The sequence below is a fragment of the Streptomyces sp. rh34 genome (genome assembly GCF_002551245.1).
Lineage (GTDB): Bacteria > Actinomycetota > Actinomycetes > Streptomycetales > Streptomycetaceae > Streptomyces.
Map to the genome: position 1 here is coordinate 1 of NZ_NTGZ01000106.1, position 24,119 is coordinate 24,119.

At 71.7% G+C, this 24,119-nt stretch carries 25 protein-coding genes and 1 pseudogene; 15 read left to right on the forward strand and 11 right to left on the reverse strand.

Annotated elements, in window-relative coordinates:
• The first annotated feature begins 244 nt into the window (after window positions 1-244).
• From CR470_RS20160 to CR470_RS40650, 8 genes are all read left to right on the forward strand, one after another.
• Window positions 245-1,297, forward strand: coding sequence for a type III polyketide synthase (locus CR470_RS20160; protein ID WP_097868970.1), 1,053 nt, complete (start codon window positions 245-247; stop codon window positions 1,295-1,297).
• 15 nt (window positions 1,298-1,312) lie between these two features.
• Window positions 1,313-1,849, forward strand: a complete 537-nt coding sequence (locus CR470_RS20165; protein WP_097868971.1) for an isoprenylcysteine carboxyl methyltransferase family protein — start codon at window positions 1,313-1,315, stop codon at window positions 1,847-1,849.
• Window positions 1,846-2,862 (forward strand): NAD(P)/FAD-dependent oxidoreductase, encoded by a 1,017-nt coding sequence (locus CR470_RS20170; protein ID WP_097868972.1) that lies wholly within the window; start codon window positions 1,846-1,848, stop codon window positions 2,860-2,862. The genes CR470_RS20165 and CR470_RS20170 overlap by 4 nt, the downstream gene beginning before the upstream one ends.
• A 156-nt stretch (window positions 2,863-3,018) precedes the next feature.
• A complete protein-coding gene (locus CR470_RS20175) occupies window positions 3,019-4,695 on the forward strand; it encodes an MFS transporter (RefSeq protein WP_097868973.1) in 1,677 nt (558 codons plus the stop codon).
• Between the two features lie 3 nt (window positions 4,696-4,698).
• Window positions 4,699-5,154: a VOC family protein gene (locus tag CR470_RS20180; RefSeq protein ID WP_097868974.1), complete on the forward strand. Its 456-nt coding sequence runs from the start codon at window positions 4,699-4,701 to the stop codon at window positions 5,152-5,154.
• 94 nt (window positions 5,155-5,248) lie between these two features.
• A complete protein-coding gene (locus tag CR470_RS20185) occupies window positions 5,249-5,647 on the forward strand; it encodes a DUF6221 family protein (protein ID WP_097868975.1) in 399 nt (132 codons plus the stop codon).
• Window positions 5,648-6,026: 379 nt separating this feature from the next.
• A complete protein-coding gene (locus CR470_RS20190; RefSeq protein WP_003964323.1) occupies window positions 6,027-6,230 on the forward strand; it encodes a cold-shock protein in 204 nt (67 codons plus the stop codon).
• Window positions 6,231-6,410: 180 nt separating this feature from the next.
• Entirely contained in the window at window positions 6,411-6,539 is a 129-nt protein-coding gene (locus CR470_RS40650; protein WP_003964321.1) for an LPFR motif small protein, read from the forward strand.
• 103 nt (window positions 6,540-6,642) lie between these two features.
• On the opposite strand, the gene CR470_RS20195 is transcribed toward CR470_RS40650, so the two are convergent.
• Window positions 6,643-6,891 (reverse strand): hypothetical protein, encoded by a 249-nt coding sequence (locus tag CR470_RS20195; protein WP_097868976.1) that lies wholly within the window; start codon window positions 6,889-6,891, stop codon window positions 6,643-6,645.
• 336 nt (window positions 6,892-7,227) lie between these two features.
• On the opposite strand from CR470_RS20195, the gene CR470_RS20200 reads away from it, so the two are divergent.
• From CR470_RS20200 to CR470_RS20210, 3 genes are all read left to right on the forward strand, one after another.
• The gene (locus CR470_RS20200; protein ID WP_097868977.1) at window positions 7,228-7,455 is read left to right on the forward strand and encodes a DUF5133 domain-containing protein; all 228 of its coding nucleotides are present in this window, start codon (window positions 7,228-7,230) and stop codon (window positions 7,453-7,455) included.
• A 28-nt stretch (window positions 7,456-7,483) separates the two neighbouring features.
• On the forward strand, window positions 7,484-8,575 hold the full coding sequence (locus CR470_RS20205; RefSeq protein ID WP_097868978.1) for a glutamate--cysteine ligase 2: 1,092 nt from the start codon (window positions 7,484-7,486) through the stop codon (window positions 8,573-8,575).
• 79 nt (window positions 8,576-8,654) lie between these two features.
• Window positions 8,655-9,218, forward strand: coding sequence for a type 1 glutamine amidotransferase domain-containing protein (locus CR470_RS20210; protein WP_097868979.1), 564 nt, complete (start codon window positions 8,655-8,657; stop codon window positions 9,216-9,218).
• Window positions 9,219-9,226: 8 nt separating this feature from the next.
• Here the strand turns inward: CR470_RS20210 and bla are convergent, their stop codons facing one another.
• Complete coding sequence (bla, locus tag CR470_RS20215) at window positions 9,227-10,198, reverse strand: class A beta-lactamase (RefSeq protein ID WP_097868980.1); 972 nt, start codon at window positions 10,196-10,198, stop codon at window positions 9,227-9,229.
• A gap of 36 nt (window positions 10,199-10,234) precedes the next feature.
• The gene (locus tag CR470_RS20220; protein WP_097868981.1) at window positions 10,235-11,263 is read right to left on the reverse strand and encodes a S66 family peptidase; all 1,029 of its coding nucleotides are present in this window, start codon (window positions 11,261-11,263) and stop codon (window positions 10,235-10,237) included.
• 149 nt (window positions 11,264-11,412) lie between these two features.
• On the opposite strand from CR470_RS20220, the gene CR470_RS20225 reads away from it, so the two are divergent.
• The 3 genes from CR470_RS20225 (at window position 11,413) to CR470_RS20235 (ending at window position 13,828) form a co-directional block, all read left to right on the forward strand.
• Window positions 11,413-12,306: a siderophore-interacting protein gene (locus CR470_RS20225; protein ID WP_097868982.1), complete on the forward strand. Its 894-nt coding sequence runs from the start codon at window positions 11,413-11,415 to the stop codon at window positions 12,304-12,306.
• A gap of 450 nt (window positions 12,307-12,756) precedes the next feature.
• Window positions 12,757-13,314: an FABP family protein gene (locus CR470_RS20230; RefSeq protein WP_097868983.1), complete on the forward strand. Its 558-nt coding sequence runs from the start codon at window positions 12,757-12,759 to the stop codon at window positions 13,312-13,314.
• An 85-nt stretch (window positions 13,315-13,399) separates the two neighbouring features.
• Window positions 13,400-13,828, forward strand: coding sequence for a DUF4190 domain-containing protein (locus tag CR470_RS20235; RefSeq protein ID WP_097868984.1), 429 nt, complete (start codon window positions 13,400-13,402; stop codon window positions 13,826-13,828).
• A gap of 625 nt (window positions 13,829-14,453) precedes the next feature.
• On the opposite strand, the gene CR470_RS20240 is transcribed toward CR470_RS20235, so the two are convergent.
• The 8 genes from CR470_RS20240 to CR470_RS20275 form a co-directional block, all read right to left on the reverse strand.
• Entirely contained in the window at window positions 14,454-15,458 is a 1,005-nt protein-coding gene (locus CR470_RS20240; protein ID WP_097868985.1) for a zinc-dependent alcohol dehydrogenase family protein, read from the reverse strand.
• Complete coding sequence (locus tag CR470_RS20245; RefSeq protein WP_097868986.1) at window positions 15,455-16,339, reverse strand: carbohydrate ABC transporter permease; 885 nt, start codon at window positions 16,337-16,339, stop codon at window positions 15,455-15,457. Before CR470_RS20245 ends, CR470_RS20240 begins: the two co-directional genes overlap by 4 nt.
• Window positions 16,336-17,298 (reverse strand): carbohydrate ABC transporter permease, encoded by a 963-nt coding sequence (locus CR470_RS20250; RefSeq protein ID WP_097868987.1) that lies wholly within the window; start codon window positions 17,296-17,298, stop codon window positions 16,336-16,338. The genes CR470_RS20245 and CR470_RS20250 overlap by 4 nt, the downstream gene beginning before the upstream one ends.
• Window positions 17,295-18,662 (reverse strand): ABC transporter substrate-binding protein, encoded by a 1,368-nt coding sequence (locus tag CR470_RS20255; RefSeq protein WP_097868988.1) that lies wholly within the window; start codon window positions 18,660-18,662, stop codon window positions 17,295-17,297. The genes CR470_RS20250 and CR470_RS20255 overlap by 4 nt, the downstream gene beginning before the upstream one ends.
• A 155-nt stretch (window positions 18,663-18,817) precedes the next feature.
• Window positions 18,818-19,579, reverse strand: a complete 762-nt coding sequence (locus CR470_RS20260; RefSeq protein ID WP_097868989.1) for a DeoR/GlpR family DNA-binding transcription regulator — start codon at window positions 19,577-19,579, stop codon at window positions 18,818-18,820.
• A gap of 338 nt (window positions 19,580-19,917) precedes the next feature.
• Window positions 19,918-21,012 carry a Rieske 2Fe-2S domain-containing protein gene (locus CR470_RS20265; RefSeq protein WP_097868990.1) on the reverse strand — a complete coding sequence of 365 codons (1,095 nt, stop codon included), beginning with the start codon at window positions 21,010-21,012 and terminating at the stop codon, window positions 19,918-19,920.
• A 214-nt stretch (window positions 21,013-21,226) separates the two neighbouring features.
• Window positions 21,227-22,126 carry an LLM class F420-dependent oxidoreductase gene (locus tag CR470_RS20270; protein WP_097868991.1) on the reverse strand — a complete coding sequence of 300 codons (900 nt, stop codon included), beginning with the start codon at window positions 22,124-22,126 and terminating at the stop codon, window positions 21,227-21,229.
• A gap of 111 nt (window positions 22,127-22,237) precedes the next feature.
• Window positions 22,238-23,440, reverse strand: coding sequence for an erythromycin esterase family protein (locus CR470_RS20275; RefSeq protein WP_097868992.1), 1,203 nt, complete (start codon window positions 23,438-23,440; stop codon window positions 22,238-22,240).
• Between the two features lie 58 nt (window positions 23,441-23,498).
• Here CR470_RS20275 and CR470_RS20280 point away from each other — a divergent pair.
• Window positions 23,499-24,089, forward strand: a pseudogene (locus CR470_RS20280) (MerR family DNA-binding transcriptional regulator); the annotation flags it as partial.
• Window positions 24,090-24,119: the final 30 nt, after the last annotated feature.

The following is a 24,119-nucleotide window of genomic DNA, read 5'->3' on the forward strand; positions in this document are numbered from 1 at the left end:
AGATGTGTATAAGAGACAGTCGGTCGGGTCCGCGTCGGCCGGCCCTGGCTCGGCCGGCTCCGCTCCGACCGGCTCGGCGTCGGCCGGCTCCGCTCCGGCCGGGCTCACCCTGTCCACGGCGTCCATCGGGCGATCGTAGGGGGCTGGCGGCCCGTCAATGCGGCGACCGGGCGGGTCCTTTACGCCGTTCTCTCGCCTTTTGTGGGCAGGATGGGGCCATGACGCCACCGAAGCAGGAGGCAGAATGACCCGCATCGCCGCGGTTCACGGGGCACTGCCGCCCCACCGCCACACCCAGCGCGCGGTCACCGAGATGGTGGCCCGCACCTGCCTGCCGCCCGGAGCCGACCGCCGTGTCCTGGACCGGCTCCACGAGAACGCCCGGGTCCGCACCCGGCACACCGTGCTGCCCCTGGCCGGCTACCGCGACCTCGACGGCTTCGGCGCGTCCAACGACGTGTTCATCCGGTCCGCAGTCGACCTCGGCGCCCAGGCCGTACGCGGTGCGCTGCGGGCGGCGGGGCTGCGGCCCACCGATGTGGACCTGCTGATGTTCACCTCGGTCACCGGCATCGCCGCCCCCTCCGTCGACGCCCGGCTCGTGACCCGCCTGGGGATGCGGTCGGACGTCAAACGGCTGCCTCTGTTCGGCCTCGGCTGCGTCGCCGGAGCCGCCGGGACGGCCCGGCTGCACGACTACCTCCTCGGCCGCCCCGACGACGTGGCCGTGCTCCTGTCGGTCGAGCTCTGCTCCCTCACCTTCCAGCGCCACGACGCGTCGCCCGCCAACCTGGTGGCGACCGCGCTGTTCGGCGACGGAGCGGCCGCCGTGGTCGCCCTCGGCGGCCGCCGGGCCGTCTCGGGGCCCGAGATCGTGGCCACCCGCAGCCGGATGTACCCGGACACCGAGCACGTCATGGGCTGGGACATCGGCAGCACCGGCTTCACGGTGGTCCTCGACCCGGCGGTGCCCGATGTCGTCCGCCGCTATCTCGCGGACGACGTACGGGAGTTCCTCGACGAGCACGGACTCAAGCCGAAGGACATCGCCCACTGGGTGTGCCACCCGGGCGGCCCCAAGGTGCTGGAGACCGTCATCGAGGTCCTCGATCTGCCCCACGGCGCGCTCGACGTCACCTGGCGCTCGCTGGCCGACCTCGGCAACCTGTCCTCGTCCTCGGTCCTGCACGTCCTGCGGGACACCATCGAACAGCGCCGGCCGGAGCCGGGCACCCCCGGACTGCTGCTGGCCATGGGCCCCGGATTCTGTTGCGAACTGGTGCTGCTGCGCTGGTAGGAAGGAAAGACCCCCATGACCTCGACCACCTGGTACACCCTCCTGGTGCTCGCCGTCGCGGCCGAGCGCCTCGCCGAACTCGTCGTGGCCCGCCGCAACACCCGCTGGAGCCTCGCCCGGGGCGGCGTCGAATCGGGCCGCGGGCACTATCCGGCGATGGTCGCGCTGCACACCGGGCTCCTGGCCGGCTGCCTGGTGGAGGTCGGGTTCGCCGAACGTCCCTTCCCGCCCGTCCTCGGCTGGACGATGGTCGCCGTCGTCGTGGCCGCGCAAGCGCTGCGCTGGTGGTGCATCCGCGCGCTCGGCCCCCGCTGGAACACCCGCGTCATCGTCGTCCCCGGCCTCCCCCGCGTCACCGGCGGCCCCTACCGGTGGATGGGCCACCCGAACTACGTCGCCGTCGCCGCCGAAGGCCTCGCCCTGCCCCTGGTCCACGGGGCGTGGGTGACCGCCCTCGTGTTCACCGTGCTCAACGCCGCGCTCATGGCCGTGCGGATCCGGTGCGAGGACGGGGCCCTCGCCCGCCTCCCGGCCGTGGACGCACGCGCGTGATCGATGTCCTGGTCGTGGGCGGTGGACCGGCTGGACTGGCCGCCGCGATCCGGGCCGCCTCGGCGGGCCTGGAGGCGGTGGTGGTCGAGCCGCGCACCGCCCCCGTCGACAAGGCGTGCGGCGAGGGCATCATGCCCGGCGGCGTCGCGGCCCTGCGCGACCTCGGCGTCCGGGTCACCGGCCACGAACTGCGCGGCATCCGCTACACCGACGGCCGACGCAGCGCGGAGGCGGCCTTCCGGGGCGGCCCCGGCGCGGGCGTCCGCCGCACCGAACTCCACACCGCCCTGCACGAGCGGGCCGCAGCCCTGGGCGTACGCGTCGTCGCCGCGAAGGCGGGGGAGATCCGGCAGGACGAGGGCACCGTCACCGCCGCCGGACTCACCGCGCGCTGGCTCATCGCCGCCGACGGGCTCCACTCGCCGCTGCGCCGCTCCCTGGGCCTCGACCGGCCCGTCGCCGGGCCCGGACGCTACGGACTGCGCCGCCACTACCCGCTCGCCCCGTGGACGGACCACGTCGAGGTGCACTGGTCCCGGCACGGCGAGGCATACGTGACCCCGGTCGGCGAGCGCCTGGTGGGGGTGGCCGTCCTGAGCCGCGACCGTCACCCCTACGACCAGCATCTGGCCGCCTTCCCCGCTCTCGCGGCCCGGCTCGCGGGCCACCCCGGGGCCACCCCCGTACGCGGGGCCGGTCCGCTGCGCCAGCGGGCGCTGGGCCGGCGGGCCGGGCGCGTCCTGCTGGTCGGCGACGCCGCGGGGTACGTGGACGCCCTGACCGGAGAGGGCATCGCCCTCGCGGTCGCCACCGCGACGGCCGCGGTCGACTGCCTGACCACCGGTCGGCCCGAGGACTACCCCCGCCGGTGGGCACGGGTCACCCGACGCTACCGCCTGCTCACCGCGGCCCTGCTGGCCGCCGCGGGCCACCCGTCATCGGGGCGGCTGATCGTCGCCGCGGCCCACCGGGCGCCCGCCGTCTTCCGTACCGCGGTCCACGCGCTCCAGTGAACCCGGCCGCCCGCGCGGACGGCCGGTCGCTCGATTGGCGGGGCTCCGGGTTCCGGCATAACGTCGATCGGGTGAACGCCCGCGTTCATCCGACCGACGCAGAGACCGGCCGCCCCCTCGGGCGCACTGCCCTCGGCACGAGAGACGAACCCCACCATGACGGGCTCCCACGCGACACCCGCCGACCCGGCCACCGCCGATCGGCACCGGGGCGGACTGGCACTGCTGGTCATCGCCTCGTGCCAGCTGATGGTGGTGCTCGACGTCACCATCGTCAACATCGCGCTTCCGCACATGCAGAAGGACCTGGGGTTCTCCACCGAGAACCTCTCCTGGGTCGTCAACGCGTACACGCTGACGTTCGGCGGTCTGCTGCTGCTCGGCGGACGCCTCGGTGACATCCTCGGCCGCCGCCGGGTCTTCGTCTTCGGCGTGCTGCTCTTCGTCTTCGCCTCGCTGCTCGGCGGACTGTCCCAGGAGGGCTGGCAGTTGCTGGCCGCCCGCTCGCTCCAGGGCGTCGGCGGCGCGATCGCCTCGCCCACCGCTCTGTCGCTGATCACCACCACCTTTCGCGAGGGACCCGAACGCAACCGCGCGTTCGGGGTGTTCGCGGCCGTCTCGGCGGGCGGCAGTGCGATCGGACTGCTCGCCGGCGGGCTGCTGGTGGAGTGGCTGGACTGGCGCTGGGTCCTGTTCGTCAACGTTCCGATCGGCTTGCTGATCGCCTTCGCGACCCCCCGCTACATCCCCGAGTCCGAACGCCGTCCGGGCCACTTCGACATCGCCGGCGCGCTCACGTCGACGGTCGGCATGGTGCTGCTCGTCTACGGTTTCATCCGCGCCTCCGAGGACGGCTGGACCGACGCGATCACCCTCGGCTCGTTCGCGGTGGCCGTGGTGCTCCTCACGGTGTTCATCACGGTCGAACGTGGCTCGAAACAGCCCATCACGCCTCTGTGGATGTTCCGCGACCGCAATCGCGCCGGCTCCTACGCGATGATGCTCAGCCTCGCCGCGGCGATGTTCGGGATGTTCTTCTTCCTGACCCTCTTCGTGCAGAACGTCCTCGACTTCAGCCCGCTGCGGGCCGGCCTCGCCTTCCTGCCGGTGAGCGCCGTCATCGCGGTCAGCGCCGGCCTGGCCTCCCAGCTGCTGCCCAGGTGGGGACCCAAACCCTTCATGGTGGCGGGAGCCCTCCTGGCCGCCGTCGGTCTCGGCTGGCTGACGCTGACCGACGTCCACAGTTCCTACCTCGGCTCGATCCTCGGCCCGATGCTCGTGTTCGGCTTCGGCATGGGCATGCAGTTCGTGTCGCTGACCCTGATGGCGGTCTCGGGCGTCGCCCCGAAGGAGGCGGGCGCCGCCTCCGGCATCCTCAACGCCACCCAGCAGGTCGGCGGGTCCCTGGGGCTGTCGATCCTCGTCACGACGTTCGGCACGGCCAGCCGCAACGAGGCGACCGACCAGGTGCCGAGCTTCCTCCAGGAGGGCACGCCCGCCCAGCTGCTGGAGTTCCGCAGGACCGGCGAGCTGCCACCGCCCTGGGGAGACGAGGTGCTCACCTCGGGCGTCTCCAGCGCCTTCGTCGTCGCGGCCTGCTTCGCGGTGGTCGCCGCCCTGGTCGCCCTGTTCGTCATCCAGGTCAGGCCCGCCGACCTGGCCCGCCTCCAGGGCGGTGCGGCACCGCTCGCCGCTGAGGGGGCGGGCGACGCCGAAACGGACATGACACGGCCCGGCATGGACAGGACACGGCCCGGCACGGACGATGCACAGCCCGGTATCGATGAGCCACGGCCCGACCAGGGCCCCGAGCGACCCGCGAAAGAGAGCTGACCCATGGACTGGACCCTCGAAGTGATCGTGCTTCCCGTGACCGACATCGACCGGGCCCGGGACTTCTACCGGGACAAGCTCGGCTTCCACGTCGACATCGACGCCGAGGTGATGCCGGGCGCCCGCGTCGTCCAGCTGACACCGTCCGGATCCGGCTGCTCGATCGCCCTCACCGACGGCCTGCCCAACCCGACCGGAACCCCGCGGCCGGGCACGTACCACGGCCTCCAGCTCTGCGTCACCGACATCACCGCCGCGCACGCCGAACTCGTCGGCCGGGGCGTCGAGGTCTCCGAGCCGCAGCGGTACGCCCCCGACGACGGGGCGACCTTCATGTACTTCACCGATCCGGACGGCAACGGCTGGGCGGTGCAGGAGTACCGCCGCCGGGAGACCGAACCGCTGCACAAGGTCCTCGCCGACCTGGCCGCGAGCAACGCGGGGGACACGGTGGGGTGAACCGGATGCGGAGGTGGATCGTGCCGCGTCCGGTCCACCAGAATGCTCCCCGTATCGAGTGCAGAGATCCGTCAGCGCAAGGGAGCGGCATCCAATGGCCGGCAACGCAGACATGGTGGCCTTCGTCCGGGCGCGGCTCGCCGACGAGGAACACGTCGCACTGGCCGCCGGCGGGGACCGATGGCGGTGCCCGGCCGATGTGCCGGGCGAGGTCCACGACCGCACCGGCGGGGTGGCGTTCACCGTACGGGGCCGGGGCTTCGACCAGCACATCGCCCTCCAGAACCCCGCGCGGACCCTGGAGCGCATCGAGACGAGCCGGGTCATGCTCGGCGAGTACGTCGAGGTGGCCGACCTGGACACGGACCGCCCGGCCGAGGACTTCCGCTCCGGCCGCGCGGTGGGCCTCGGCTTCGCCGTACGGCAGCTGGCCGCCGAGTACGCGGGCCACCCCGACTACCAGGCGCGCTGGCTGCCCCGGTTCATCCAGTAGCACCCGGGGCTCCGGGCCGCCCGTGGCCCACCGGGTGCGGCTGCCCTGCTGGCCGGACCGCTCGTCCGCGGTGTGGGGTCGCTGCTGCTCCGGCGGCTGCCGGCGCCCTGAGGAGGTGCCGGCAGCAGCGGGTCGACAGGCCCTGAACGGACCGTGGTCGGTGTGGCACGAGCCGGTGACGGTGAAGGTGATCCACACCAAAATGGCGTTGCTCTCTGGTGAGGAGTGATCCCGCCGTGTAGCGTCGCCGGAAGATGTCGTGGTTCGCAGTACCTGCCCGCGCCTGGCGCGGGCGTTTTGCTGTGCAGTGCCTGAGAACCAGGGCGATCACCTCCGGGTCCGCGCGGTGCGGATCCGTTTACTGCTGAGAGGTACGGGCATGGCCAGCGGAACCGTCAAGTGGTTCAACTCGGAAAAGGGCTTCGGCTTCATCGCGCAGGACGGCGGCGGTCCCGACGTCTTCGCGCACTACTCCAACATCAACTCCACCGGCTTCCGTGAGCTTCAGGAAGGCCAGGCGGTGACCTTCGACATCACCCAGGGCCAGAAGGGCCCGCAGGCGGAGAACATCACCACCGCCTGATCCGGGTTCGACCGACCCTGGAGCCCCGGAGCGCATCGCGCTCCGGGGCTCCAGGGCGTTCCGGGCGGATTTCTGGCAGGTGGCTCTCCGGTTGGGGCCGCGTGGGCCGGGTACGCGGTGGCTCTCGCACCGATCGTTCCGGAACCTCCGGAAGGTCCGGGCGGGAATGGAGGGCGACCCATGCTGAAGGCCATCGCAGACGTACTTCGCTCCATCGGAGGAGCCATCGCCACCGTGGTCACGCTGCCCTTCCGGGCACTGGCCAGGCTGTTCGGCGGCGCGTCGAGCAGCGCGCGCGGCCACCACTGAACGCACAGGCTGGTGCCCCGGCCCAAGAAGGGCCGGGGCACCAGCCTGTGCGTTCAGTGGTGAGCCGTCCGGATTCGAGCCCACCCGGCCGGTGGGACCGAGGCTAGCCCGTCGACTCGTCCGGGGTTGGGTGCTTGTCGGGATGCGCGCCCGCGTTGCGCGGCACCTTCCGGCCGGCGCCGGCCTCGTCCGGCTCGGGATGCCCCGCTCCGCGCGCCACCCGGTCCGGCACCGGTATGTCGAGCGCGTCCTCGCCCTCCTGCGTCTGCTGGTCCTGCATGTCCGCCGGAACGGGGGGCGGGCTGCCGGAAGCCCCGGTGTAGGCGGTGCCTTCCGGCCTGCGGTCGGTCATGTGAGCTTCCTTCCGTACTGCCCCGGTGCGACCGGGGAACGAGTGATGTGCCCTGGTGGGTACCCACTGCCGGGCGAAGCAGTCCCTGGATCCGACGAGGACCGGGACACCGGGCTCCGCACACCTGGCCTCGGCCCGGGAGAGGGGCGGAGAAGATGCGGAGGCCATGCCGCCCGGCCATATTGGAGCTCCGGAGACCCGCCGGGGCGCGTCGCGCGGCACGGAGCGGCGGACGCGTCACCCCGGTGTGTGGCTCGCCCGTGGGCGGGTACCCGGGGCGGTGCCCCACCCGGGCACAGGACGCCACCCGACGATTCCGGCGGAAGGATGACCCGCATGCTGATGGCCCACCCCACGGTGCTGCGCAACCTGGTCGAGCAGTACGAGGCACTGCGAGTGCTGCACGCGGAGAGCGGCGGCGAGGAGGCTCGGCAGCGCATGGACGACGTGGCGTACACGCTGTGCGTGTCGACCGGCACGGGTGACGTCGACAGCGCACTGGTCGCCGCCCGCCACCGGCTGCCCGGCGCCCGGCCCGAGGACGACTCGGTCCTCTCCTCCTGACCGCTGTCGACCGTCGAAGGGGGACGCTGTGGTTCGCACCGTAGGTGTCGAGGAAGAACTGCTGCTGGTCGACGCGGCGAGCGGAGAGGCACGGGCCCTGTCCTCGGCGGTGCTGGCGGTCGCCGAGAACAAGGCGGGTGGGCAGTCGGCCTTCGAGGCGGAACTGCACCGCCAGCAGCTGGAGTTCTCCACGGATCCCTGCGCGGACATGGGCGAACTCGCCGCCTCGGTCCGCCGGTGGCGCGCCGCGGCGGTACGGCACGCCTCGGACGTCGGGGCGTCGGTCGCGGCCCTGGCGACCTCGCCCCTCCCGGTCAGTCCGAAGATCGGCACGGGGGAGCGCTACCGGTGGATGGCGGAGCGGTACGGGCTGACCGCCCAGGAGCAGCTGACCTGCGGCTGCCACGTCCATGTCTCGGTTGCCTCGGACGAGGAGGGGGTCGCCGTGCTCGACCGGGTGCGCTGCTGGCTGCCCGTCCTGCTCGCCCTGAGCGCCAACTCTCCGTTCTGGCAGGGGCAGGACAGCCAATACCGCAGCTACCGCAGCCGGGTGTGGGGGCGGTGGCCGTCGGCCGGTCCGGTGGAGGTCCACGGCTCCGCCGCGGAGTACCACGCCCGCGTGCGGTCGCTGATCGGCACCGGGGTGCTCCGGGACGAGGGAATGGTCTACTTCGACGCGCGTCTCTCGCACCGCTACCCCACCGTGGAGGTCAGGATCGCGGACGTCTGCCTGGACCCGGCCGACACCGTGCTGCTGGCCACGCTGGTACGAGGACTGGTGGACACGGCCGCACGCGAGTGGCGGGCCGGTGAGCCGCCCCCGGACATCAGCACGTCCCTGCTCCGTGCGGCCTCCTGGCAGGCGGGCCGCGCGGGCCTGGAGGGCCGGCTGGTCCACCCCCGCACCCTGCGACCGGAGCCGGCCACCGACGTCCTGCGGGCCCTGCTGGACCATGTGCGGGACGCCCTGGAGGACAGCGGGGACCTGGAAGCGGTGGAGCAGGCCCTGGCCGCCGTGGAGCGGCGTGGGAACGGGGCGCGGCTCCAACGCGAGATCCTGGCGCGGACGGGGAGCCTGCGCGACACCGTCGCCGAATGCGTCCGGATCACGACCGGATGAACCGCCCGCCCGAAACGACCTATGAGACCCACCCCGACGACACGACCGCATGAGCGACAGCACAGGAACGGAGCAGCCCATGTCCACCACCGCTCTCGACGACCGCCGGATCCTGGCCATCGTCACCAACTACGGGGTCGAGCAGGACGAACTCGTCGTCCCCCTGAAGCACCTGCGCGGACACGGGGCGCAGGTCAGCGTGGCGGCGGTCTCCACCGACGGGATCCGCACCCTCGTCGGCGACCGTGATCCCGGCGAGACCGTGCGGCCCGACCTCACGCTCGACGACGTCGACCCCGCCGCGTACGACCTGCTGCTGGTCCCGGGCGGCACGCTGAACGCCGACTCGTTGCGTCTGGAGGACGCCACCACCCGGATCGTCAGCTCGTTCGCCGCTTCCGGCCGACCGGTGGCGGCCATCTGCCACGGGCCGTGGGCGCTGGTCGAGGGCGGCTACGTCCGGGGCAAGACGCTGACCTCGTACGCGTCGCTGCGGACCGACATCATCAACGCGGGCGGCACCTGGGTCGACAAGCCGGTGGTCCGCGACGACGCGTCCGGCTGGCCGCTGATCACCTCCAGGAACCCCGGCGACCTGGACGACTTCCTCGGCGAGATCGACGCCGTGCTCGACGAGGCCTGAGCCGTCCTCTACGGATGGTCCCGCTGCCCGGTGAGGGCGGCGACGGCGGCGGACGCGGCCTTCGCGATCAGCGTGTTGTCGAAGTCGGCGTCCGCCTCCGTTCGGTTGGAGAGCACCGCCAGCACCAGCGGCGCCGCGTCGGGCGGCCACACCACGGCGATGTCGTTGCGCGTCCCGTACGTACTGCCCGCTCCCGTCTTGTCGCCGACGGTCCACCCCTTCGGGACCCCGGCCCGGATCAGTTCGCCGCCGGTGGTGTTGGTGGTGAGCCACTGCCTGAGCCGGGCCCGCTCGGGCTCGGCGAGGGCGTCGCCCAGGACGAACGCCCGCAGATCCTCGGCCAGTGCCCGGGGAGTGCTGGTGTCGCGGGTGGCGTCGGGAGCCCACTCGTTGAGCTCGGTCTCCCGCCGCACCATTCGGGTCACGTCGTCCCCCAGCTCCGCGAGCACCGCCTGCAGCTTCCGGGGCCCGCCGACCGCGTCGAACAGCAGATTGCCCGCGGTGTTGTCGCTGAAGCGCACGGCGGCGTCGCACAGATCGCCCAGGCTCATTCCGGTGGCCACGTGCTTCTCGGTGACGGGGGAGTGGTCGACCAGATCCTCACGGCGGTACGTCACGACGCGCTCCAGCCCGCCCAGCCCGTGCTTGCGCAGCACTGCCCCCGCCGCCAGCGCCTTGAACGTGGAGGCGTAGGCGAACCGCTCCCCGTCACGGTGGGCGACGGTGCGCCCGGTCCCGGTGTCGACGGCGTACACGCCGAGCCGCGCCGCGTACTCCTTCTCCAGCGCCGCGAAGGCGCGCCCGGCATCCCGCGCCGAGGGCGAGGGCGATCCGGCGGGCTTCCCGGCGGGCTTCCCGGCGGGAGAGGGTGCGGGGGAGCCGGATTCCGTGCCACAGGCCGCGAGCGGCACGGACACGAGGGCGCCGCCCAGCAGGCGGAGCACGGAGCGCCGGGCGTGGGGGTTCGGCAGTCGACTCATCCCGCCATGCTAGGGCGAACGCCGTCCGGCGGTGCGTCAGTCCAGTGTCTGCGTCAGCTCGCTGCGCGTCGACGTGTGGACGACCCGGCCGCGCGCCCCGTTGACCAGAGGGAGGTACGGCGGCACATGGCCGCACTCGACGTCCGCGACGATCGGCACCTTCAGTGGTCCGAGCGCGTCCAGCACAGCCTGGTGCTGGGTGAGCGAGCTGGTGTCCGGGGCCGAAGTACGGCCGACGAGAACGGCGTTGGCCGCGTCGAAGAATCCGGCCAGCCGCATCCCGTGCAGATTGCGGCAGATGGTGAGCGCGTCGTGGCCGCCGGCCTCCACGTATACGAGGAAGCCCTCCGGGGCATGGGTCCGGGCGAAGGAGGAGGTGTCGAGGTAGGGCGTCCCGGTGAGGTTGCTCAGCATCTCGATACAGCCTCCGATCAGCCGCCCCTCGACGTCCACGTCGCCGGCGCCGTCCAGCCTCGTCCACCGGCCCGGGGTGTCGAGCGTGAACGTGCGGACGTCCGGGTGGTGTGCGAAGTCGTCCCGGCCCGTGGCCCGGTGCCGCTCCGGCGGAATCTGGGTGAACCGGTGGCCCGGCGGCGCGGCGACGACGTCGAGCCAGGACACCAGTCCCTCCGGCACCCGGTAGGGGGTGTCCATGAGGTTGTTCCCGTGCACGGTCGCCACCCCCGTGAGAAGGGTGAGCGGCGTCATGACGGTCGACATGTCCGAGTAGCCCACCACCCAGGTGGGCTCGGCCGCGCGCAGCCGGTCCCAGTCGAGCAGCGGCAGCAGGTCGATGGCGGTCTCACCGCCCCACGGCGGCACCACGGCCCTGATGCCGGGGTCCGTCAGCATCGCCGTCAACTCGGCGGCCCGGTCGGCCGCCGGAGCGCTGATGTGCCCGTCGCCGTCCATGCACCGGCCGGTCACGACCTCGTATCCCCGCGCCTCGACCTCACGTACCGCGACGGCGAGCCGCTCGCGCAGTTCCTCGGGGACGCCACTGGACGGGGAGGTGATCCCGACTCGGTCACCGGGACGCAGAGGGCGTGGGTATCGAATGGACATGCCGGATTCTCGCACGGAGTCCGATCGTGTGATCGATGCCGTATCGAACCGGCATCCGTAGAAGGTTAGGCTGGCCTAAGTCAATTCGGTTCTCTCGTCCCGGCGGGCGAGGCGCTCAGGCCGACCACGCGTACGAAGGGGCAGAGTCCATGACGATCCACCGAGCCGTCGTCGCCCGGGTGCAGCCGCTCACCGAGACCATGACCCGCGTCACTCTCCACGGGGACGGTCTGGCGGGCTTCAGGACCACAGGGGTCGGTGACGAGTACGTGCGGATCTTCCTCCCACACGGCCCGGACCGCACCGACGTCTCCCTGCCCCGGACGACCGAGCAGGGCGGGTGGGAGACCCCTGAGGGGCAGCCCGTCGCACCGATGCGCACGTACACGATTCGCGCCGTGCGCCCGGACGCGGGCGAGGTCGACATCGACTTCGTGCTGCACGAGGGCGGCGTGGCATCCGGCTGGGCAGCCGGGGCGCGGCCCGGGGACGTCGTGGGCGTCAACGACCCCACCGGCCTCTACAGCCCCCCGGCCGATCTCTCCTGGCAGGTGCTGGTCGCCGACCAGACCGGTCTGCCCGCTGCCGCCCGCCTGCTGGAGAACACGCCGGACCATGTCAGGACCCGGGTGGTGCTGGAGGCGCCCGCGCCCTCGGCCGTGCTCCCCCTGCGGGAGCACTCCGACTCCAAGGCGACCTGGACGTACGGCGGGAACGGTCATGGCCCGAGCCGGCTGGCCGACCTGGTGGCCGCCGCCGTTCCGCCCGGCACGGACCTCGCGGGCGGGTACGTCTGGGTCGCGGGCGAGACCAACGCCCTGCGTTCGGTGCGCCGTTACCTCCGTCGCGACCTCGGGCTCCCGGCGGACCGGTTCAAGGTCGTCGGCTACTGGATACCGAACTCCGACACATGGTCCGAGCGGTACGAAGCACTGCCCGACGCCGTGCGCTCCGAGCTGGAGGCCCTCTGGGACAACCCGGCTGGCGACTCCGAGGACCTCACCATCCGCTACGAGGCCCGTCTGAGTGATCTCGGGCTCTGACCGGGCCCCGTCCGGTGGGGCGGCCGCGCCGCCACCCCGCCGGACCGGCCTCGTCGTAGGTAAGGTCGACCTCGCTTCATGCAGGGGACCCCGTACAGCTCAGACCGGGCAACCAGCCTGTGTGGCAGGCCGGTTGGCGGCGTGCTGCGCCGCCGCGATGACACCGGGCGCGACGGAGGGCAGTGCAAGGCGGGCGGCCGTGTTCGGCCCGGCGCAGCCACCGCACCCTGTTCCTGATCAGCCTGCCCGGATCGTCCAGGGCCTCAGCACGGCCGTGCTCCTGCCGGCGGGCGGCCGGCTCACCGCGCGGGGTATGCCCTGCTCGCCCACGACTGAGCCCGTCACCGGCGGCCCCGCACACCTGTGTGCGGGGCCGCCTCCGGGCTCCCGACGTGCCACCGAGACCCTAGGCTGCGACCCTGTACCGGCACCGACCCTGGAGCGCACCCCATGCACGACCCCGTCCCCGAACTCCCCTTCCCCGACGCCCTCCGCCCCGAAGCGTCTCCCGCGCCGCATCCGCTGCTCGCCCCGGTGACCGGGTACATCGGCACCTGGCGGGGCACGGGCCGCGGCGGATATCCGACGCTGGAGGCGGACTTCACCTACGCGCAGGAGGTTGTGTTCAGCCACGACGGGCGGCCCTTCCTCGCGTACGAGGCCCGGGCTTGGCTGCTCGACGCGGACGGGCGCCCTCTGCGGCCGTCCGCCCGCGAGACCGGATGGTGGCGCCTGCAGCCCGACGGGCGGGTGGAGGCGTTGATCACCCAGCCCACCGGCGTTGCCGAGATCTCGGTCGGCCACGCCCGAGACGGTGCCGTCGACCTCGCCACCGAGCGGGTGTCCCTCGCCCCCACGGCCAAGGAGGTCGACGCCACCCGCCGCCGCTACACCCTGACGGATCAGGACACGCTCACCTTCGTCCACGATCTCGCCGCGGTCGGCCGGCCGCTGCAGCACCACCTGTCGGCGCGGCTCCGCCGAGAAGCTCCTGGCCAGGGCATTTAGTTGCCGGAGTGTGACCAAGGCGGCGCATGGAGGACGGACCACGGGGCAGGTGCACGGGAAGCCAGGAGAACAGGAGCGCCTCCCGATGTCCCTTCCCTCTTACCCCGATTCCCCGTACCCGGGGCAGCCGGCGGCCGGTCACGACCCCTACGGCGGCCAGGCGCCCGCACGGACGAACGGCTTCGCGGTCGCCGCACTCGTGCTCGGCCTCATCGCCTGCCTGTTCTTCTGGACCGTGGTGGGCGGGCTGCTGCTCGGCCTGCTCGCCATCGTCTTCGGGATCATCGCCGCGCTCCGCACCCGCCAGGGCCGCGCGCCGCGCCGTGTGATGGCGATAGTCGGCGCCGCGTTCGGAGCGCTCGGACTCATCGGTTCCGCGATCGTCCTCGTGGTGGCCATCTCCGTGTTCGACTCCCAGGAGTTCAAGAACCTCGAGGACTGCATGAACCGGGCCAACGGCCAGGCGGCCGAGGACCGGTGCGCGGAGGACTTCGTCGACGAGCTGACCAACTGACGGACCCCGGGGGAGCGGTCCGGGTGTCCGGATCGCCGTCGTCGAGCCGGACGGCCGTCCCCGCGCTGTCGGCCGCGAGCGCTCCCGGGCCACGGCTTCGGCACACCTGTCCGTCCACGGCCTCCGCACACCTGTCCGTACCCGCCCCGCGGCGCGCCGCCGGTTGCACCCGCGCCGGGTGTTTGCCACGGTGTCCATGGGTAGGCGGCCCGGTGATCACCGGGCCTCACCGCCTGATGGACCGCCCGCAACGGAGTACACAGCAGAGAGAAGGAGGGTTCGATGTCATCGAAGCGACGTCGTAAGAAGAAGGCCCGCCGCAAGAACGCCGCGAACCACGGCAGGCGTCCACAGAGCTGAGGCGACGCCGCGGCCCCACCGGGCGGAGGAGCCTGGTGGGGCCGGGCGGTTTCCGTGGGCCGGGGGAGGGCCGTGCGGAACTCGGGTCCTGAGGGTGATGCCCGATGGGTGCCTGGTTCACACCCCGAGCGGGGCCGTGGGCTCGGTTCCGGCCTCCCCGGCGTCGCCTTCGGGTGCCCGGCCGACAGTGCCGGGTCCCAGCCGGCCTGCGCCCCCAGTCAGGTCGGCATCCCCGCCATGAACGCGTCACCCGCGTCGATGGTGTTCACCGAAGCGTCCGTGACGGCTCCACCACGATCTTGCGGCCGATCCCTGCCCGGAAGCGCTCGATCGCCTGCGGATACTGCTCCAGCGGCAGCCGGTCGCTGATGAACACCGACGCGTCCAGCACCCCGCTCGCGAAGAGCGCCGCGGCCCGCTCGTAACTGTGCAGGACCGCCATCGAACCGGTGATCGTGATCTCCTGGTTGTAGATCCTGTACGGCTCGATCACCGCGGTGGTGGCGTAGTCGGAGACCCCGAACTGGAGGAACGTGCCGCCCTTGGCGACCCTTCCCAGGCCGTCCTGGATGGCCCCGGCGTTGCCGGTGGCGTCGATGACGACGTCCCAGCCGCCCGGACGGTCAAGCTCCTCGGCACGGGCCGCCGCGCCCGTGCAGCCCAGGGTCGTCGCGGTAGCCAGCCGCTGGGCGTTGACGTCCAGCATGTCCACCGACGAGGCGCCGGTGCGCTTGGCCAGTTCCAGCATCATCAGCCCCATGGTTCCGGAACCGTAGATCAGCACCTGGGCGCCGAGGTTGCCGTTGAGGACGTCGTAGCCCCGTACCGCGCAGGACAGCGGCTCGATCAGTGCAGCGTCCCGGACGTCGATGTGCTCCGACAGGCGTACGCAGTTGGCGACGGGCGCCACCGCGAACTCGGCCGCGCCCCCGGGCACGGTGACACCGATCGCCGCCCAGTTGTCGCAGAGGTTGCCCCGGCCCGAACGGCAGTAGCGGCACTCGTGGCAGTGCAGCGAGGGGTCCACGGCCACCTTGTCGCCGATGGACAGCTCGGTGACATCCGCACCGAGGCCGACGATCTCCCCGGCGAACTCGTGCCCCGGAACGATCGGCAGCGTCGGAGCGAACTCGCCCTGGAGGATATGGAGATCGGTGCCGCACAGCCCGCACGACGCCACCTCGACGACCACGTCGCGGGGGCCGGGCGTGGGGTCCGGGACGGTGGTCACGGAGACCTTGCCGGGGGCTTCGACGATGGCTGCCCTCATTTGACTGCTCCCAGGGAGAGGCCCTGGACGAGTTTGTCCTGGGCGGCGTAGCCGGCGACGAGCACCGGCAGGGACACGACCACGGACGCCGCGCACAGCTGGGCGAGGAAGAGGCCCTGGCTGGTGACGAACGTGGTCAGATGGACGGGTGCGGTCCCGGCGACCACGCCGGTCAGCACCCGGGCGAACAACAGCTCGTTCCAGCTGAAGATGAAGCAGATCAGGGCGGTCGCGGCGATACCGGGACCGGCGACCGGGGCGACGACCCGGCGCAGCACCGTCGGCAGCCGGGCCCCGTCGACCTGCGCGGCCTCGATGATGGAGACGGGAACGTCCGCGAGGAAGGACTGCATCATCCACACCGCGATCGGCAGGTTCATCGAGGTGTAGAGCAGCACCAGCAGCCAGATGTTGTCCAGCAGCCCCGTGTTCTTCGCGAACAGGTACACCGGCAGCAGCCCGGCGACCACGGGCAGCATCTTGGTGGAAAGGAAGAAGAACATCACGTCCGTCCACTTGCGCACCCGCCGGATGGACAGCGCGTACGCGGCCGGAAGTGCGAGCAGCAGTACCAGCACGGTCGAGAAGAACGAGGCCGCCAGCGAGTTGACCAGCGGGGGCCACGGCGTCGGGCCGCCTCCGCCGCCGAAGAAGGTGCGGTAGCCGTCCAGCGTCAGCGCGGCGGCGAGCGCCGGCGGGTTGGTGGCAGCGTCGGCCTCCGCGTGGAAGGACGTCAGTACCATCCACAGAGCGGGCAGACAGAACCCGATCCCCACGACCCAGGCGGCCACGCCCAGGGCGGCCGAGCGCCGACGGGCCCTGCGCGCGGAGGCGTTGACGGAGGCGGACGCGGCTGCGGATGTCACGGTCGAGGCGCTCATGCGCGGCTCGCCTCCTCGCGGAAGAGGGACGAGACCACCCGGAGCGCGAAGGTGGCGATGACGATCGTGCCGATCACCACGACCACGCCCGCGGCCGACGCCAGCCCGTACTCATGGGCCCGGTAGAAGGTCTCGTAGATGGTGTACGGGAGATTGGCGGTGCCGAGACCGCCGGAGGTGATCGTGAACACCGCGTCGAAGTTCTGCACGATGTACACCGACCCGAGCAGGATGCCGAGTTCGAGATAGCGGCGCAGATGCGGCAGGGTCAGGTAGCGGAACATCTGCCAGGGGCCGGCTCCGTCCAGCCGCGCGGCCTCCATGATCTCGGCCGGCCGGCTCTGCAACCCGGCCAGCAGGATCAGCATCATGAACGGCGTCCACTGCCACACGAGCGACGCCTCGACGGCGATCAGCGGCATCTCCGACGTCCACTCGGGCTGCGCGACACTCTCGATGCCGAACAGCTCGCCGAACCAGGTGAGCGCCCCGTTGAACAGCCCGTACTCGGGGTTGTAGAGCGCGTGCTTCCACAGGAGCGCGGCGGAGACCGGCACCAGCAGGAACGGGGTGATCAGCAGGGTGCGCACGAAACCCCGGCCGAAGAACGCGCGGTCCAGCAGCAGGGCGAAGACGAGCCCCAGCACGACGCTGGCGATCACGACGGACGCGGTGAGGACGACGGTCGTCACGACCGATTCGCGCAGCGCCTCGTCGGTGAAGACGGAGGCGTAGTTGGAGAACCCGGTGAAGTGGCGCTTCTCCGGCTTGAGGGAGTTCCAGTCGAAGAGCGAGATCACCAGGGTTGCCACGAAGGGCAGTTGGGTGACGGCGATCAGGAAGACGAGCGCGGGCAGCAGGGGGGCGCGGGTCGCCCAGGCACGCCGCCTGCCACCACCGCCCGGCTTCTTCGCCCGGGCCGGTGGGGATGTGGTCTCTCTGGATGCGGTGACGGTCATCGGTACACCTCCGCGACCTTCTCGGCCAGCTTCTGGGAGGCGGCGAGTGCGGCGTCCACCGACTGGCGGCCCGCGATGGCGGCGCTGATCTCCTGCGCCACGCGGGTGCCCAGGTCGGTGAACTCCGGTACGCCGACGAACTGGATGCCCGCCGTCGGGCGGGGCTGGGTGCCCGGATTCCTCGGATCGGCCTCGGAGATGGCCCGCTCGGTGACGTCCGCGAACGCGCCCGCCTCCGCCCGGTAGTCGGGGTTGGCATAGGTGGAGGCCCGTTTGCCGGCGGGCACGTTGGACCAGCCGCTGGTGGCCCCGACGAGTTCCTCGTACTCCTTGCTGGAGGCCCAGGAGACGAACTTCCAGGCGTCGTCGGACTTCTTGGACGCCTTCTGCAGACCCCAGGCCCAGGTGTAGAGCCAGCCGGAGCTCTTGGTCCGCTCGACGGGGGCCGGGACGTAGCCGATCTTCCCCCTCACCGGGGAGCCCTTCGCCTCCAGGGACCCGGCGCCGGCCGTGGCGTCGTACCACATGGCGGTCTTGCCCTGGGTCATGTTGTTCAGACACTCGGCGTAACCGGACTGCGGGGCGCCGAGCTCTCCGTGCTTCCGCACGAGATCGACGTAGAACTTCGTCGCCTTCTTGAACTCCGGTGCGGTCAGGCGTGGTTCCCAGTCCTCGGTGAACCAGGTGCCGCCCATCGTGTTGACGACCGTGGTGAGCGGGGCGATCACCTCGCCCCAGCCCGGCAGCCCGCGCAGGCAGATGCCCTTCATCCCGCGCTCCGCCCCGTCCGTCTGCTCGGCGAGCTTCGCCACCTGCTGCCAGGTCGGCTTCTCGGGCATCGTGAGGCCCTGCTTCTCGAAGACGTCCTTGCGGTACATCAGGAAGGACGACTCGCCGTAGAAGGGCTGGGCGTAGAGCTTGCCGTCCTCGGCGGTCAGTGATTCCCGCAGGGGCTGGAGGATGTCCTCCTGGTCGAAGGCGGTGTCGGCCCTCGCGTAGTCGTCGAGGGGGTGCAGCCAGCCGTTCTTCGCGAAGAACGGCAGCTCGAAGTTGCTGATGGTGGCGACGTCGTACTGGCCCGCCTGGTTGGAGAAGTCCTGGCTGATCTTGTCGCGTACGTCGTTCTCGGGCAGCACCGTGAAGTGGACCTTGATGCCGGTCTCCTTCGTGAAGTGCTTGGCGGTGAGCTTCTGCAGTTCGACCATCTGTGGGTTGTTCACCATCAGTACGTTCAGTGCGTCGCCGCCCCCGAAGGAGGTCCCGCCCGCTCCGGCGCAACCGGTGGCGAGCAGGGCCAGTGCGGCGGTCACGGCGCAGGCCCGACCGCGTATACGTGGTCGGCTGCGGCGTCCTGGATGGGGCATGGGGGCTCCTGATCAGTCGTAGCGGCTCGGTGATCGGGTCGTTGCGGGCATGGCGAACCTGGCACCGGCGGGTGAGGTGGAGCGGTGCTGCGGTGCGTGTGCGTGTGCGTGAGCTGTGCGGTCGGAGGGCCGGTCGCACGGCCGGACGGGGCCGGTCAGACGCGGATGACCTGGGGCCCCCGCAGGGAGTAGCGCTGGGCCTCCGCCGAGGAGAGTCCCGCGTCGGTGACGATCGCTTCGAAGTCGCCGACCCCCGCGAACCGGCAGAAACTCACCGCCCCGAACTTGCTGTGGATCCCGACGAAGATCCTGCGCCGGGAGCTGCGCAGCGCCTGCGCCTTCACCTCGGCGACGGCGGGGTCCGGCGTGGTGAGGCCGTACTCGCGGGAGATGCCGTTCGCTCCGAGATACGCGAGGTCGATGACGAAGTCCGCGAGCATCCGGGAGGCCCAGTGGTCGACGGTCGCCATCGTCGAGCCGCGCACCCGGCCCCCCAGCAGCAGCACCGAGGTCTTCTCGGCCCCGGCGAGGGAGGTGGCGACGGCCAGGGAAGCGGTGATCACGGTCAGCGGCCGGTCCTGCGGGAGCGCCTCGGCGACGAGTTGCGGGGTGAAGCCCTCGTCGACGAAGACCGTCTCGGCGTCGCCGAGCAGATCGGCGGCGGCGGTCCCGATCCGCGACTTCTGCGGAACGTTGCGCGTGGTACGCACGGCGAGCGTGGTCTCGAATCCGGCCGACTCCACCGGGTAGGCGCCGCCATGGGTCCGGCGGACGAGTCCGTGCTCCTCCAGCACACGCAGATCGCGGCGGACGGTCTCCTTGGCCACCTTGAACAGGTCCGCGAGGGCGTTCACCCCGACCGCCCCCTCCCGCCGGGCCGTGTCCAGAATTCCCCGACGGCGTTCCTCGGTGTCCACGGCGCACTTCCCTGGTCGCTGCTGGGCCCGTTGCGGGCGGAGCCCGCCTGTCCGTTCGGGCTCATGTGTCGTTTGTACAAGCACTCCCGGGGCGACTACCAGCCGCTTCACCAGATCCCCTCAGCCCGATCGTGCCCGTTTCCCGGGGGCGACGGCGCTGGTCACGCCCAGAACGGTCGCCGATCCGGTCGCCAGAGCTGCCCGCTTTCCCGTGATCGCTGCCCGGTTGGCGCCCGAAGTGCGGAGCCCCGGCGTCCGCGGTGCCGAGAAGGGGGCACGCGGAGGCCGGGACAAGGGGCGCGGGCCGAGCCGGACAGGCTCAGGTCACTCGGGCCACGTCAGGAGAGAACGACGCTGTCCTCGCCCTCGCCGCGGTGGGGGCTGGTCAAGGCGACCCTGCCGGGCGTCTCCGGGTAGAACCGCTTGGCCCAGCGCCGGAACGGGCCGATCGGTCCGTCACCGGAAGCCAGCCGGGGCGGCTGCTGGTACTGCTTGTGGTGCCAGATCGGGAAATCGGCGGCGGTGAACTCGCAACTGGACCGGAAGACGGGGCGATCCAGAAGCCGGGCCGCCGTACGGCTGACGATCCGGGCGAGTCCGGGCGGCAGCCGGCCCGGCTCGTCGAAGGCGATGCGGTTCAGCTGCCGGAACTGCATCCGGTTGGGCCCGATGGCCGTCGGCATCACCATCGTGCACATCCGCAGCCCGAAGCGGGGCGTGTGGACGTCGGCGTGCAGGCACCCGAGTCCGTAGCCGTCCACCTTCACGTCGACGGTGAAGTCACCCATGAGCGGCGCCGACTCGTGGGCCCGCATGGCGACATGGAACGTAGCGTCGTCGTATGTCACAGGACCGTCGATCTCGGCCTTCGCCCAGCCGTGCAGGGTGGCGAAGTGCCCGAGGTCGACCGAGTTCTCGATAACGTCCTGGACGTTGCCGGCCAGCTCCCAGGCGGCCGTACGCGCAGGTCTGTGTCCGATCTCGTGCCACTGCGGGACGGCCCAGTCCGGAGGCCTGCCGTCGTGGTGCCGCCAGACGAAGACGCCCCCGTTCACCTCGTGGACGGGCAGTCGCGTCAGCGGGGACCGCGGCGGCGGTGTGCCGTACCCCGTGCGCACACAGGTGCCGTCGGGGCCGAACGAGAAGAAGTGGAAGGGGCACGTGAGATCCTCCCCCTCGACCTTCGCCAGGCCGAGGTGGGCCCCCAGGTGCGGGCAGTACGGACGGACGGCGCGGAGCGCTCCCGTGCCGGTGCGATACAGGACGACGTCGCGCCCGGCGAGCGGCCGGGTGAGGACGGTGCCCGGTCGCAGTTCGTGCGAGAAGGCCAGCGCGGACCAGCCGCTCGGCCAGGGCAGTGCGGGCGCTCCTGCCGCATCGGCCGGTGTCGGACCCTCACTGATGGCGCGACCGTACTCACGTGCCACTCCCACGACTCCCCCTCCACGGTCGGTCGCACGAAGGCTGCCCAGAGCCGCACCGGGATCCTCCCGGCACGCCGCACATCACCCGAACGGCGCGACACGTGCCACGTGTTGACGGACCGGGTGAAGAGGGAGAGGCGAGAGGTGGGGCGGAGGAGGAGCGGGGGAGAGGACGGAGAGGGGCCGATGGCCGCGGACGCGCTCCGGAGCGCGTCCGCTCGCGTCAGAGCTCGTCGCCGAAAGCCTCGGCCAGCTCACGCCATGCGGCACGCGGCAGGCCGGCGCCGCCCTCGTCGGCGGTGAGCACCTGCAACGCGACATGGTCCGCGCCGGCGTCGAGGTACGCCCGTGTCCGACGCCGCACCTGCTCGGCGTCGCCCAGCGCGAAGAGGGCGTCGAGCAGACGGACGCTGCCGCCGCCGTCGAAGTCGCCTTCCGTGAACCCCAGCCGCAACAGGTTGTCGGTGTAATTGGGCAGCTGCAGATACATCCCCAGCATCGTCCGCGCGGTGGTGCGGGCCCGGTCGAGGTCGGTGTCCAGCACCACGGTCAGCTCCGGGGCGAGCAGCGCGTCGGGGCCGAGCGCCTCACGGGCCTCCGCGGTGTGCTCGGTGGTGACGAGATAGGGGTGCGCCCCCAGCGACCGGCCGGCCGCGAGCTTCAGCATCTTCGGCCCGAGAGCCGCCAGGACCCGATGGCCGGAGCCCACGGACGGTTCGGCGGCGTCGAGCGCGTCCAGGTAGGACACCATCGCGCTGTACGGCTTCGCGTACTGCGGCACCATCGGCCCGTGGCTGACGCCCAGACCGAGGACGAAGCGACGGCGCGCGTCCGGATCGATCGCCGCGATCGCGGCCGCCGCCTCCTCGGCCGTGTGGTTCCAGATGTTCAGGATGCCGGTGGCCACCGTGATCGACCGGGTGGCGGCCACGACGGCCGCCGCGTCCTCGGGCGTCGGACTGCCCCCGATCCAGACGGCGCCGTACCCCAGTCCTTCGAGCTCGGCGAGCGCCTCCGCGATCGCATTCCTGCCCGCGTCGTCCACCCGCGAAGCGTGCAGGGCCCCGCTCCAGATCCCCACCCGTCCGAATGTCCTGCCCGTCCCGGAAATATCAGAAGTCATGGTGCGGTCAACAACGGCCCCCGGCCCGACTATTCCTGACCTGACGTCGATTCACCCGTCCGGCCGCGCCGAGCATCCGATGAGCACCCCCGCCGGGCGTCAGGAGCGGCTTCAGTCCTCCGGGACGTCCTTCATGAACACGACTCCGTCGATACGGGCCAGGTGCGCCGGGTCGAGCGGGGCGTAACCGAAGTACGGGGAGGCGCGCCGGACGAAGCCGGTGGCGGCGGTGGCGGCGGCCGGCTCGGAGGCGTCCAGCAGGCAGGACTCCTCCGGGAGCGCGTACAGGGTTCCTTCGAGGGTGTCCGACGGTGGAATGTCCACCCCGTGGTGCCTCATGGTGCCGAAGGCGGTGGCCAGGAAGCCGTACCCCTCGCCCAGGCGGGCGTTGACGACGGCGCCCGCGCTCCACCACTCCAGCCGCCGGCCGCCCATGCGCATCGAGCTCATGTCCCGCTGGAGATGGCTGTTGTGGGCGTGTACCAGAACCGGCCCCCGCTCGGCGAGCGCGAGGAGATTTCCGGCCATCATCTGGTCCCGCAGGCCCGTCAGCCGTGACAGACGGCTCGGTGACGTGTCGGCCATCCAGAAGTGGTACCGCAGGAGCCCCGCGGCGGCCCGCGCGTGCAGGAGCGCCCGGTCGAACGCGTCCCGCGAGGTCGCCTCGATCAGGTGTGGCGTCCACGCGTCGAGCAGGGCACCCAGATCATCGGCGAGCAGGCGCAGCTGCCCGGCCTCCGCCGACCGCCCGATAGAAGCGGACGGGTCCAGCATCGCCGCCGGGTCGGTCCATCGGTCGTCGGCGCCGAGGAGGCGGTCGAGCGTCTTTGCGGTGCAGGGGAGCAGGCCCGCGTCCACGTGGTCCGCGAGAACGCGATGGAGCGAGGTGAGGGACTCGCGGGGGCTCGCGGCGTAGGCCATCTCCAGCGGGCCGTCGAAGCCGGCGAAGCGGACCCGGTCGGACGCGGGCCGGCCGTCGTTGAACGCGCGCATCCAGCACACCAGTTCACGATGGGCCGTGGATTCCCCGAGGCCGTGGCCGAACCCCCGCTCCATCACCTCGTCGAGCGCGCCAGCGCCCGTCGTCACGTAGTCGTCCACGAGCAGCCCCGCCACACAGTCGCTCTCGATGGTGATGGTCCGGTAGCCCTCCCGCTCGACGAGCTCCCGGAAGAGCGCGTTGCGCAGGAGGAGGGGGGCTTCCACCCCGTGGGTGGGCTCGCCCAGGGCCAGCACCCTGGGAGGGGAGGCGAACAGCCTCATGACGGAAGCCGCGTCGACGGCGTGGGTGATGTCCTTGATGTCGTTGGCCATGGCTTCAACCGTATCGTTGAACTCTCGGTTGAGACTTTTGCGCGATAGCGTGGGCCCCATGAGGAAAAACCCTCAAACAGCAGGCCGACTCCGGCCCGTCGATCTGGCCCGTCGGCACGGTCTGTCGACGCAGGCCGTCAGGAACTACGAGGCGGCGGGGATCCTCCCGGCCGCCGGGCGCACCCCCCATGGCTACCGCACCTACGCGCCCCTGCACGCGCACGCCCTCGCGGCGTTCCTCGCACTGGTGCCCGGCCACGGGCACGGGACTGCGGCGTCGATCATGCGGGCGGTGAACCGCGACGATCCGGAGGAAGCGTTCCGCATCGTCGACGAGAGCCACGCCCAGCTCCTGGAGGACCGTCGGACGCTGGAAGCGGTCGAGAGGGCCCTCCGCGACCTGAGGCCCGGCGCAGTGCCCGCACCCGGCGACGCGGCGAGCACCGGCGGGATGTTCGTGGGACCGCTGGCGGGAAAGCTGGGGGTCAAGCCTGCCACGCTGCGGAAGTGGGAGCGCGCAGGTCTCGTGACCCCGCGCCGCGACCCGCGGACCGGCTACCGGGTGTACGCCGAGGCCGACGTACGGGACGCCGGGCTGGCCCACCAGCTCAGACGGGGCGGCTACCGGCTGGAGCAGATCGCACCTGTCTCTTATACACATCTCTGATGGCGCGAGGGA